Genomic DNA, 11,885 nt, shown 5'->3' with positions numbered 1-11,885 from the left:
TTTATGGTTTTAACTCAGTTAATGGCTGTCCGTTAACGGTTACATTTTTTAAAGTCACATTTTTCAGGTAATCTACTTTATAAGGAATCTGAACGCCAACCATTTTAGCATTAATCATTGTAAAATCGGTTACTGGCGAAGATTCGTAAGCATCAGAAAATACGGCATATTTTCCGCCTTTGTCAACGGTTAAATTTTCAACCCAGATATTTCTGATGGTCGGAATATGATTTCCAGGCTTTTCATAATGCATATTGAAACGAACGGCCGCTTCTTTGTAAGCACCCACTTTCGTGTTGTAGAAAAATACATTTTCTATCGTTCCGCCACGGCTTGAGCTGGTTTTAATTCTTAAAGCACGGTTAAGATTCTTACTGTCCATCACGTTTCCGATGGCGTAGATATTTTTTGCGCCGCCGGCAATTTCACTTCCAATCACGACACCGCCGTGACCGTCCTTCATTTCGCAGTTTTCGATGATGTGGTTTTCGGCTGGTCTTCCGATGTCTCTTCCGTCCTCGTCTCTTCCGGATTTGATGGCAATACAGTCGTCTCCTGTGTCGAAATAGGAATCTTTAATCCATACATTTTTGCAGGCTTCAGGGTCGAAACCATCGTTGTTTGGTCCGTGGCTGATTACTTTTACTCTTTCAATTAAAACATTTTCACACAAAACCGGATTGAGATTCCACATTGGAGAATTTTTTACCAAAACATCCGCCATATAGAAATTTTTAGACTTGTAAGGCTGAACGAAATTCGGTCTTAAGTACCATCCATCTCCAAAAATTCTCTCTCTGGCAGGCGTTCTGTTGGCCATATATTCGTGAAGTTTAGCTCTTGCAGGATTTTGTCTTCCCGGACGCGATGTGTTGTAACCATATTTTGTTGCACCACACCAGAACCACCAGTTGTCTAAATCTGAATTTCCATCCAAAGTTCCTTTTCCGGTCACTGCGATGTTTTCTTCTTCATAAGCATAGATTAGAGATGAATAATTCATACATTCCATCCCTTCCCAACGCGTGAAAACGATAGGGTAGTCGTTGCTGTCCTGACTGAACAGAATCGTTGAACCATCGGTCAAATGAAGGTTTACATTAGATTCAAGATAAATTGCACCCGTTAGGAAAACTCCATTTGGAACAACAACCCTTCCGCCACCTTCAGCACTGCATTTTTCAATTGCTTTTTTGAAAGCTTCCGTATTTTTTGTTTTTCCGTCACCTACTGCACCGAAATCTGTAATCAGATAGTCTGCTTTTCTGAATTTTGGAGCTTTGATTTGTTTCTTTAAAGCTTTGATTTCTTTTAGTGGTTGTTTTGCGGAAGTCCACGGTTTGTATTGAGCCGATATATGAATCGAGAATAACAGTATAAGTACGAGAAGAACGTATTTTTTCATTTTATCAGAGAATTATTTAATTAAAAGAAAATATTTAAATATCATTTTCTTTGTTAATCGCAATCTAAAATTATTATCAATAGAAATTATCCTGCACTGTCTGTGTAATGAAATTCAGTTAAGATAAATTAATTTATAGCAATCGATTGCATCATTTCAAAGATATAAATAATACCTATTTGACGAAGGCAGAAAAATTAGAAATCTTAATATGAAGCAATGATTCAAATTAAATCTAATAGATTATTTTCTTACCTTTATCCGCTGATTATGACTGGGTGTCAACAACCTTACAGTCAACATGATTAAAAATATTTCATATGATGGATTCTGCAAAGTCATTTGATTTTGAAAAAGATATTGAACAGGTAAATAAAATTCCTGCAGTAGCAAATATTCTGGAGGTAATCTGCAGCACGACAGGAATGGGTTATGCAGTTGTTGCGAGAGTCACCAAAGATCGTTGGATTGCCTGTGCAGTAAATGATAAGATTGATTTCGGATTGGGAGTGGGAGGCGAACTGAAAGTGGAAACTACGATATGTAATGAGGTAATGGAATTCCAAAAAACTGTTGCCATAGATCACGTAGATAAAGATCCTTTATACTCAGATCATCACACTCCAAAATTATATGGTCTTCAAAGCTATATCTCAATTCCTCTGATCCTGAAAAACGGGGATTTCTTCGGAACTTTATGTGCAATTGATCCTAAACCTGCATTGGTGAACAATGAAAAGACGATCAATATGTTTAAACTCTTTGCAGAACTGATCGCATTTCATCTGGATTCTCTTCAAAATCTCAGCGAAACACAGGCGCAGTTGCAGGAAGAACAGGAAAATGGAGAAATAAGAGAGCAGTTTATCGCTATTTTGGGTCATGATCTCCGAAATCCTGTGAATGCGATTTCCAATGCTGCTCAGCTTTTATTACGGAGTACATTGGATGAGAGAAATCAGAGATTGGCAAAAGTCATTCAGGATTCATCCAATCGTACAAAAGGTTTGATTGACAATATGCTTGATTTTGCAAGAGGACGTCTCGGTGGAGGAATCAATCTGAATTATGAAAACAGCAAAACTCTTGAAGAAACTCTTCATCAGGTTATCTCTGAACTTAGGATGGCTTATCCGGACAAACTTATTCAGACAGATTTCTGCCTGAAAGATGAAGTGAAAGCAGACAACAAACGTGTAGCACAATTGTTTTCTAATCTTTTGGGTAACGCAATCACGCACGGAGAAAAAGAATCACCTATTATTGTGACAGCAACTACAGAATCTGATCATTTTGAACTTTGTGTAATCAATAAAGGGAATAAAATATCGGAAGAAACAGAAAAACATCTCTTCAAACCGTTCTCAAGAGGGAAAGTACATCACGGTCAGGAAGGATTGGGATTAGGACTTTATATCGCAAGCGAAATTGCAAATGCTCACAATGGCAGAATCTTAGTTGATTCTACTGACGAGGAAACCTGTTTCAGATTTCAGATTTTAGCATAATTGTAAACTAAATAAAATCCGGATTTCCGGGTATTTAAATAATAATAGAAAGACTTTGCAACATTGATGCAAAGTCTTTTTGTTTAGTTTTTAACGATCGGTTATTGCAAAATAAATTACATACAGCCATCCCAAAATACCGTGAATGATTGCCCATAATAAAGATTTATTTCTGTCCCAGGAAGTAACGACTGCGATCACAGAACCGAGACTGATTCCCGTCTGTGTAACGGTGTTGGTAACTTTATTGGTCGTTTCCGGATCTGAGGTGTTTTGTGCAGCAATGATAGTAACTGCAAGTAATACGAACGTAAAGGTGAGAATTTTTTTAGTCATAAAAATTATGATGTTGAATATTTTATTTATTTAGATAATCGATGCCATATATTCCTTTATTGGTGCTGATCGAAATTATATCGGTTCTTTTGAGATTTATAAAATTATTATTGCCAAAGTATTTCAAATAATCTTTTTCATCCAGGTGCTCTTTTTGATCTAAAATATTGTAAGCCGATAAATAGCGGTTTTTATCAATACTTAAAACTTCATATTTTACAATTTCTGTTGAAGAATGATATTGTCTATTGATGAATAATATGACAGAAAGAAATATAGATTTGGAAATAAAAGTAAACAAAAAAGAGATAAAAATTGTATAGGCTAATAAATTGATAAGGTTGGCTCTTTTGTATTTTCTTACGATACCAATAATCATTATGATCATTAATAAAAGAACGCTTGCACCAATGGCAACGTAAGGATATGTATTTTCAGTGAAACGATCGAGCTCTTCCTGCAAATAATATTCTTTCTGTTTAGGTACAAATATAAATGACATCAAGGCAAAACAAATGACAAAAATTATCATTGTTTTGTGTTTCTTTATTAATTGAATCATGTTTTTATTTAGTTTTCAGCAAAAATAAATAAATGAAGATTACTGTCAACCTTATTTATTTTAAATTTCAAATTTAAGTTTAAATCACTCTTGAATTGAATTATTTCTTCGGTTTTGTACATTTAAAACTCAAAATTCTGGGTTTTGTGTTAAATAATTCACATTTTGCTATAAATTTTTTCCCCAATGTTAGGCTGGAAACATCTGAAAACATATATTTGCAGACTAAATTTTATAGACATGAAAGAACTTATTGAAAAAATCAACGCAGAATTCGAAGCGTTTGCAACTGAAGCAAACCAACAATCAGAGAAAGGAAACAAAGCAGCGGGTACAAGAGCTCGTAAATCAGCTTTGGAATTGAGCAAATTGTTCAAAGAATTCAGAAAGGTTTCTGTAGAAGAATCTAAAAAATAAGACAGACTCAGCCGGCTTACTAAAGCCGGTTTTTTTATGACTTATTTTAACTGTGTACTTTCTTTAATACAACAAATTCTTTCATAAACAGAAAGAATTTTTTTGTTAAAATATTTAAAGATTCTAACTGTTATTCCCAAATTTTAAGGCTTTTAGTTAAATATTGATAATTTATTACTAAATAACTCATGTCGTATTGAATTGTATGCTTTCTGAAATATATATTTGTCGTACACAACAAAAGGTGTTAAACAAATTTATATGAAACGAATTTTTATTTTATTTTCCTTTATTTCAACATTTCTTTCAGCACAAAAAATACAGGTTGTTGATGCTGAAAACAACAAGCCGATCGGAAACGCGAGAATCATTCTTGAGAATAGAGTAGTCTATACCAATGATGACGGTTTTGCACCGGTAGAATCTACAGAAAAAAATCTTGAGATTTCTGCGACTGGTTTCACAAAACAAAATCTTAGTACGTTCACTTCTTTAATTAAACTAAAACCCAGTTTCAAAGATATTGAAGAGGTAAAGATTGTGAGTGTTGATATCAAGACGATTTTTGAAGATGTTTTTAAAAATTATCATAAAAGATATTTTGATGATCCGTCACTTTACGATATTACTTTAAAACAACGAGCTTTTGATAATGATAAATTACACTTTATGGTGATTGCAGAGGCCAAATTATGGAGCGAAAGCAATATGTATAACTTCAAAGATGGCTTCAGAAAAGATTATGACAATATTCTGCAAATTCAGCTGAATGATGTGAAATATTTGAAAAATATAAAGTCAGACAGTGTTTTCAGCCAAAAAACAGACGAATTCTCTCATGAGATTGTTGGCAATTTCTTTTTTAATTATGAAATCTACCGAACACTATTAAATTTAAGAAATAAAGAGACCAAATTTTCCGGTAATTTAATTTCTGATGATGGTGAAGAACAGATCATTAACTGTAAAATAAAATCGAGCTATGGAATCAATATTAACGGAGAAATTAAGTACAATAAGAAAGATAAAGTGATTACTAGTTATGAATTTACCTATTTGCAGGGTGATTTTCCGACACAAAAAAAAGTAACAACGGATGGGAAAAAGTTTAGCAAAAAGCTTGGTAACGCAACAATAAAATTTGAATTTTACAAAAAAGACGGTGTATATCTTCCTTCTCTGAATAGTTTGAATACGGATAATTTTGTTTTTTTCTATGAAGATCAGGTTCATACCAAAAAAGGCAGCCGTGAAATCATCTACAATAGTTTTTCAAAGTCAGACAAAAAAGGATTGGAATCTAAAGTTGACCTCAATAAAAGCATTTGGGAAAACATACCTGTCAAAGAAGACAAGGAGACTGCAATTTTACTTTCAAAAGAAGAACAGGAATTTATCAATCAAAAATAACAGACTATGAAAAAAATACTTTTATCAGCATTTATTGTAACTTCATTCGCCTCAAATGCACAGACTCACCGTTTTATTTATGATGTAGAAGACAAGAAAGACTCTGCACAGAATGTCACTACAAAAGAAAATTATCATCTTGATATTGAACCTAAAGCAATTAGATATTATCCACGCGATTTTTTTATAGGAGATTCTTTAGTTGCTCATAACCTTGCGATTCCAAACGGAGCGAATTTTAATACCTCAAATATTCTCACCCACAAATCTGGAACTGACGATTATGAATATTATGATGTTTTAGAAAATATTATTTTAAAACTTCCGTCGAAAAATAAACAGAACTGGAAACTGACGGAGGAGAAAAAGGAAGTGAAAGACCTAAAACTTCAGAAAGCTACCACAACTTGGGGCGGAAGAAACTGGATTGCATGGTTTACTTCTGATATTCCTTTTCAGGAAGGTCCTTACAAGTTTCATGGTCTTCCGGGATTGATTGTTGAGCTTTATGACGACCAGAACAATTACAAATTTGAACTGGTAAAAACTCAGAAGCTGACGAAACCTTATGTTAACCAGTACATCAGTTACATGATCGAGCAAAGTGTTCCGGTGAATGAAGAAAAATATACAGCCACAAAACTGAAATACTACGATTCTCCGATCAATACATTGAGAAACAATAGCGGTTCAACAAAAAGTAATGAAGAATTTTACCTCAACGACGGAACAAAAGTAGGAGAAAATAATTCCCGTGAAGTGAATGAGCGTTTAAGAGAATCCGTTAGAAAATACAACAATCCGATTGAGTTGGATAAAGCGATAAAATATCCTTTGTAAGAATTCAAGTGATCTATGTGAAAATCTGTGTGAGAATTTTTTATCAACAGATTTCACATTTTTTTTTGTTTCAAAATATCCTGATCCAGCATTTTTCTGAGTTCCCAAACCTGACTTTCTTTTAAAGTATAAGTAGTACACAATTTATTATTCATAAACATACTTAGACGTGTTTCAAAAAAAGTTCGCGTTCCAAAAGCAACATCTTTGACGGTTCGTTCTGAGAATGAAGGATAAAAATTGGCAAGACAAAGAAAATTTCTTTTTAAAGACTTGGTGATTTCCGGATAATTTCCATAGTCATCAATTACCTTTATTTTAAAAAGTTTCTTTCCTAAAGTTGTTCCCCAACGAGTTTCGGTGATACTCCCTAAGATCATCACTAAAGGAATTGTAGCAATGAAGGAATAAATTATAGGGAGGTGAAAAATAAAATATAAAACTAAAAAGAAAGGAATCATATCAATGAACTTTGCGAATTGTCTTTTTTGATCGCTTCCATAAAAATCTATTTTGTAAGGTAAAACGTATTCACGTTCATTATAAATACGCTTACCTTCAAAGTCGAAATTACGGGTTGCTCTGCGAACTATTTTTCTTTCTTTAAGTTCTGAAATTTTCATGAGTTTTAATTATAGAATCATGCTCAGCTGAATTCTTTTTCTCGCCTCATCAATTTCCGTCACTTTTACCTGAACGTGTTGATGCAGCTTTACCACTTCATTGACATCAGAAACAAAACCCTCTTTCAACTGTGAAATATGAACGAGTCCGCTTTCTTTGATTCCTAAATCTACAAAACATCCGAAAGCAGTAATATTATTGACGATTCCAGGAAGAATCATTCCTGTTTTCAGATTTTTAATGCTTTTTACATTCGGATCAAATTCAAAAACTTTGGCAGCTTTTCTGGGATCTAATCCGGGTTTTTCAAGTTCTTTTAAAATATCTTTTATTCCTAAAATACCAATCGTTTCATTGGTGTATTTTTCGGGATTGATCAATGCTATTTTCTCTTTATTCGCAATCAGCTCATCGGTTTTTATTCCTAAATCTTTTGCCATTTTTTCAACAATTCCATACGCTTCTGGATGAACCGCCGAATTGTCTAACGGATTTTTAGCATTGCTAATTCTCACGAAAGCTGCAGCCTGTTGATAGGCTTTTTCTCCTAATCTCGGAACTTTTTTTAATTGTTTCCTGTCTTCAAAAGCACCGTTTTCAGCACGGTAATTCACAATGTTTTCCGCCATTTTCTCGCCAATTCCTGAAACGTAGCTTAACAGGGATTTACTTGCTGTATTTAAATTGATTCCGACAGAATTTACGCATTTCATCACCGTAGAATCCAGTTCGTTTTTCAATTGAGTCTGATCTACATCGTGTTGATATTGTCCGACACCAATCGATTTAGCATCAATTTTTACCAATTCAGCCAACGGATCAGCCAATCTTCTACCGATAGAAACAGCGCCACGAACAGTTACATCATAACTCGGAAATTCATCCCTTGCAATTTTACTTGCCGAATAGACAGAAGCTCCTGCTTCCGAAACTACAAATACCTGCAAAGGCTTGTCAAAAGCTATTTTTTTAATGAAAAATTCAGTTTCTCGACTTGCGGTTCCGTTTCCGATCGATATTGCCTGAATGTTATAAGCATTCACCATCGAACGGATTTTCTTCATCGCCATTCCGCTTTCGTTTTGAGGTGCGTGTGGATAAAGAGTTTCATTATGAAGTAAGTCACCTTTTTCGTCGATACAGACTACTTTACAGCCGCTTTTATAACCGGGATCAATCGCCAAAATTCTTTTCTCTCCCAAAGGCGGAGCGAGCAGAAGCTGACTCAGGTTTTCCGAGAAAATTTCAATCGCTTTTTTATCTGCCTTTTCTTTGGCTTCCTGTAAGGTCTCGTTAGAAATGGCTGGCTCCAAAAGTCGTTTGTAAGAATCTTTAATGGCTAAAGCAATCTGCTCCGAACTTTCATTTCTTGATTTAATGACTGCATTTTCGATAAAATCAATAGCTTCATCTTTATCGATTTCGATGTTGGTTTTCACAAAACCTTCTGCTTCTGCTCTCAGCATTGCTAAAAGTCGGTGAGAAGGCGCTCTGTTGAGGCTTTCTTCCCATTCAAAATACTGCGAGAATTTCTGAGCTCCTTCCTCATCCTTTTTGGCTTTTACCACTTTTGAAGCAACGACAGCTTTTCGCTGGAAAAGTCGGCGCAGATTTTTTCGGACATACATATTTTCATTGATCCATTCTGCCATGATGTCTCTTGCGCCTTGAAGTGCTTCCTCTTCCGATGAAACCTGATTGTTGAGGTATTTTGACACCAAATGCTGTAAATCGCCGGCTTTTTGGCTCATGATGATTTTCGCCAAAGGTTCAAGACCTTTTTCTTTGGCAGCATCGGCTTTTGTTTTTCTGCGTTTTTTGAAAGGCAGATACAGATCTTCCAATTCCTGAATATCAAAACTTTCTTCGATCCTTTGTTTTAATTCAGATGTTAAACCATTCTGTTCTTCAATTGATTTTAAAATACTCTCTTTACGTTTTACGATTTCCTCAAACTGTTTGTTGAGTTTTGAGATTTGCTCAATCTGTATTTCATCCAGGTTTCCCGTCGCATCTTTTCGGTAACGCGAAATAAAAGGAATCGTACAGTCTTCTGAAAGTAATTTTAAAGTAGCATTGATGCTTTTATCGGATATATGGAGTGTGCTTTTTATAAAGTCAGTCGTATTCATGCGGCATTTTTGGAACTGCTAAAATAAGGTTTTAAAAAGAAAAAAGGCGAGTCGCCCCGCCTTGAATGTTTGCACAATCTATTTTTTTAAATTTTTGATAATCAGTTACAGCAATTATAACTTGCTAAAAACAATAAACCACAATAAAACTAAGGCACTATTTTATCATAATACACCGGTGTATATTTTTCATTATCAGATCCCATAATAACAAATCTGAATTTTTTTGCGGTGTCATTATTGTAGAAATCGATTAGAGTAGGGTTGGCTTCATCTGCTTCGAGAGACGGATTCCAGTAGAGAACGGTGCGGTAATCATAACTTATTTTAGAAAGTTCAGAATTTCCGTAATCTGCATCAGGATATTTTTCAGATTCATTATAACCTTCCATAACGAAAAAGTTAAGATCAGTCATTGTCAGCATATTATTTGTACGGGCAGGAGCCTGAGTATCGCCTCTCTTAGTGTAAATCAGAACAGATCCGTTTCCACCACCGCCTATTCCGACACTTCCTTCTTTGATGATCTTTATCATCGCAATATTGTCAGCTGAGATTCCGCTAAGCGAGCTTGCATCCATCAACATTTCATCCAGATAAATATTTGCTTTTCCCTGACGGATGTACGGAGTTGGAGTTCCGTTCTCATAATTGATGGTCAGTCCGGCAACACGACCCTGTAGCCACTGCAGAATGTTGGGTGAACTGGCCGCAGACTGGTTGTCATTGATAAAATCGAATACTACTTCATTGATGCTGTTGTAGAGTGGGCTGCTGAGTTTTTTGTTGAGTTCCTGCGTGAGGTTTTTCTTTTTGGCTTTTACTTTTACCTCTTCAATGGTAGTGATCTTTTCGTTATATTCTTTCTTAGATTGTCTTGCTTCAATGGTTTTGGTAAGTTCCGCAGATTGCGAAATTTCAGAAGATGATTTTCTGTCGACAAGTTGATAATTTTCTACCGCAGGCAATTCTTTCTTTAAAGGAATAAAAGTATTGGTCGGATTAATAAAAACATTGGTTCTGCTTTTAAGGGCAGCATTAGCTCCGTTGATCTGATACGTTATTTTTAGTGGCTTTTCAAAAATCATGTTGTCAAAAAAGAATTCGCCGTTGCTGTCTGTTTCAACTTCGAAGACCTGATTGCCGGAAAAATCTCCGTCTACAAACATAACGAGATTTTGTTGTGCGGCAGGTTTTGCATTGACGGTAACTCTTCCTTTGTAGGAAATATATTTTGTAGATTGATTGATGATCGCTGGATATTTTCCTGAAATTATTTCTTTCCAGTCAAACATTTTCCATTGTTCGGAGATAAGAAGGGCATCAAGAGCTTCTATATTTCGTTTCTCAACAAAATATTGGGCAGGACGGTCTATTTTAGACACAACAGCACTGTTGAGCCATAGAGCACTCAGAAGGTTTTCATCCTGCAGTGATTTTTTATCTTCAGGATCGAATACTGTAACAGAATAACTGGGAACACCTTTGATTGATTTGATGTCAAATGAATTCAATGCTCTCTTTTCAGTACTTACTACTTTAGCTTTTGCTTCCGGTACCGAAACGACAAGATTCTGAGGCATGACAAAACACATTCTGCTGACCAGAACATTTTCTTTATCGTCAAATACCGTAATCTGCAAAACGCTGTTGATCAACTGATTCGTCGGGATCGACTGAAAAACGTCTTTCAACTGATTGATCTTTGCCTTGTAAACGAGCTGATCTCCGATATTTGCAACAACCGTATAATAAGGAAGACTTTCTCCGGTATTTGTAAGTTTGTATTTTATATTGTCTTTTTCACTGATAACCTGCAGGCTGATCCCTTTTTCATAAGCTTTTGGCAGGTCAATAGTACCTTTCTTTCCGTTATTATCTGTAATTACCGCTTCGTAGATTTTATCTTTTTCGGGTGTTAAAGTGAAAACTCCCACGTTGCCGTCCAATCCTTTGAAGGTGGAGATTTTCTTTTCAGGATTATTTTTTTCAATCACGTAACCTTCCCATTTTGAAGGCGGAGTTCCGGTAGAATGAAGACGCACTGCAATTTTACTTTGGATTCCTTGTATTAATGTATTTCCTTCAGGATGCACAGTTGCCGTCCATGCAGATGTTTTGTCTGCCACCAGTTTTTTGGGTGAGTCAGGATTGTAAATAGGAATTTGCTTTAAATACTGAAAATCCTCATTCAGATTGCTCATCATTGGAGTGTAAGCCCGCAAGAAATAGACATCTTCGCTCAGACTTTCAGGAAGCTGAATACTTCCCTGCACAGCACCGTTAAAAACAGGAAACCGTTTTTTTAAAACCTGCTTTTTATTTCGGTCATAAATTTCAATAAAAAAGTTTGTTGAAATGTCTGATGTTGTAAAATTCCTGAAAACCATGGCGTTAAACCATAACGTCTCGCCGGAAAGATAAAGATCTTTATCAGTAAGAATATAAATATTTTCCTGAGAAAATTTTTCGTTTAAAGTTTGAAGCGCTTTATCAGCGGATTGTTGTGAAGAAAACGGACTTGAAAAAGCCGCGAGAAAACAGAATAAAAGTATTCTTTTCATTGCCTGACTGCATTAATGATCTGCAAATTAGTAAAAAAAAAGAATACTTTTAAAATTATAAGAAACTTTATGATTTGAAAATATTAT

Annotated in this window: 10 protein-coding genes; 4 read left to right on the top strand and 6 right to left on the bottom strand. The window is 35.1% G+C overall.

Features of this window, described 5'->3' with window-relative positions:
• Position 1: 1 nt before the first annotated feature.
• Positions 2-1,405: a glycoside hydrolase family 28 protein gene (locus NZ698_RS06655; RefSeq protein WP_263002293.1), complete on the bottom strand. Its 1,404-nt coding sequence runs from the start codon at positions 1,403-1,405 to the stop codon at positions 2-4.
• A gap of 320 nt (positions 1,406-1,725) precedes the next feature.
• Here NZ698_RS06655 and NZ698_RS06650 point away from each other — a divergent pair, with 320 nt between their 5' ends.
• Positions 1,726-2,913, top strand: coding sequence for a GAF domain-containing sensor histidine kinase (locus NZ698_RS06650; protein ID WP_263002292.1), 1,188 nt, complete (start codon positions 1,726-1,728; stop codon positions 2,911-2,913).
• Between the two features lie 90 nt (positions 2,914-3,003).
• Here the strand turns inward: NZ698_RS06650 and NZ698_RS06645 are convergent, their stop codons facing one another.
• Together NZ698_RS06645 and NZ698_RS06640 are read right to left on the bottom strand one after the other, a co-directional pair.
• Positions 3,004-3,249: a hypothetical protein gene (locus tag NZ698_RS06645; protein WP_263002291.1), complete on the bottom strand. Its 246-nt coding sequence runs from the start codon at positions 3,247-3,249 to the stop codon at positions 3,004-3,006.
• Between the two features lie 22 nt (positions 3,250-3,271).
• Positions 3,272-3,781, bottom strand: a complete 510-nt coding sequence (locus tag NZ698_RS06640) for a hypothetical protein (RefSeq protein WP_263002290.1) — start codon at positions 3,779-3,781, stop codon at positions 3,272-3,274.
• Between the two features lie 270 nt (positions 3,782-4,051).
• Between NZ698_RS06640 and NZ698_RS06635 the strand changes: the two genes are divergently transcribed.
• From NZ698_RS06635 to NZ698_RS06625, 3 genes are all read left to right on the top strand, one after another.
• Complete coding sequence (locus tag NZ698_RS06635) at positions 4,052-4,228, top strand: BF3379 family histone-like protein (RefSeq protein ID WP_047446385.1); 177 nt, start codon at positions 4,052-4,054, stop codon at positions 4,226-4,228.
• Between the two features lie 261 nt (positions 4,229-4,489).
• Positions 4,490-5,638, top strand: coding sequence for a hypothetical protein (locus NZ698_RS06630; protein WP_263002289.1), 1,149 nt, complete (start codon positions 4,490-4,492; stop codon positions 5,636-5,638).
• A gap of 6 nt (positions 5,639-5,644) precedes the next feature.
• The gene (locus NZ698_RS06625) at positions 5,645-6,478 is read left to right on the top strand and encodes a GLPGLI family protein (RefSeq protein ID WP_263002288.1); all 834 of its coding nucleotides are present in this window, start codon (positions 5,645-5,647) and stop codon (positions 6,476-6,478) included.
• Positions 6,479-6,531: 53 nt separating this feature from the next.
• Here NZ698_RS06625 and NZ698_RS06620 read toward each other — a convergent pair whose 3' ends face one another.
• The 3 genes from NZ698_RS06620 to NZ698_RS06610 form a co-directional block, all read right to left on the bottom strand.
• Positions 6,532-7,101 (bottom strand): RDD family protein, encoded by a 570-nt coding sequence (locus tag NZ698_RS06620; protein ID WP_263002287.1) that lies wholly within the window; start codon positions 7,099-7,101, stop codon positions 6,532-6,534.
• A 9-nt stretch (positions 7,102-7,110) separates the two neighbouring features.
• The gene (locus NZ698_RS06615) at positions 7,111-9,234 is read right to left on the bottom strand and encodes a Tex family protein (protein WP_263002286.1); all 2,124 of its coding nucleotides are present in this window, start codon (positions 9,232-9,234) and stop codon (positions 7,111-7,113) included.
• A 149-nt stretch (positions 9,235-9,383) separates the two neighbouring features.
• Entirely contained in the window at positions 9,384-11,798 is a 2,415-nt protein-coding gene (locus NZ698_RS06610; RefSeq protein ID WP_263002285.1) for a hypothetical protein, read from the bottom strand.
• Positions 11,799-11,885 lie beyond the last annotated feature (87 nt).

The organism is Chryseobacterium edaphi, assembly GCF_025628985.1.
Taxonomy (GTDB): domain Bacteria; phylum Bacteroidota; class Bacteroidia; order Flavobacteriales; family Weeksellaceae; genus Chryseobacterium; species Chryseobacterium edaphi.
The sequence above is the reverse complement of the archived record's forward strand: the minus strand, read 5'-3'. Positions and strand labels throughout refer to the sequence as shown.

Excerpts from the sequence above, each read along its gene's own strand:
- NZ698_RS06655 (WP_263002293.1), bottom strand. The coding sequence starts at position 1,405 with ATGAAAAAATACGTTCTTCTCGTACTTATACTGTTATTCTCGATTCAT.
- NZ698_RS06650 (WP_263002292.1), top strand. The coding sequence starts at position 1,726 with ATGATGGATTCTGCAAAGTCATTTGATTTTGAAAAAGATATTGAACAG.
- NZ698_RS06645 (WP_263002291.1), bottom strand. The coding sequence starts at position 3,249 with ATGACTAAAAAAATTCTCACCTTTACGTTCGTATTACTTGCAGTTACT.
- NZ698_RS06640 (WP_263002290.1), bottom strand. The coding sequence starts at position 3,781 with ATGATAATTTTTGTCATTTGTTTTGCCTTGATGTCATTTATATTTGTA.
- NZ698_RS06635 (WP_047446385.1), top strand. The coding sequence starts at position 4,052 with ATGAAAGAACTTATTGAAAAAATCAACGCAGAATTCGAAGCGTTTGCA.
- NZ698_RS06630 (WP_263002289.1), top strand. The coding sequence starts at position 4,490 with ATGAAACGAATTTTTATTTTATTTTCCTTTATTTCAACATTTCTTTCA.
- NZ698_RS06625 (WP_263002288.1), top strand. The coding sequence starts at position 5,645 with ATGAAAAAAATACTTTTATCAGCATTTATTGTAACTTCATTCGCCTCA.
- NZ698_RS06620 (WP_263002287.1), bottom strand. The coding sequence starts at position 7,101 with ATGAAAATTTCAGAACTTAAAGAAAGAAAAATAGTTCGCAGAGCAACC.
- NZ698_RS06615 (WP_263002286.1), bottom strand. The coding sequence starts at position 9,234 with ATGAATACGACTGACTTTATAAAAAGCACACTCCATATATCCGATAAA.
- NZ698_RS06610 (WP_263002285.1), bottom strand. The coding sequence starts at position 11,798 with ATGAAAAGAATACTTTTATTCTGTTTTCTCGCGGCTTTTTCAAGTCCG.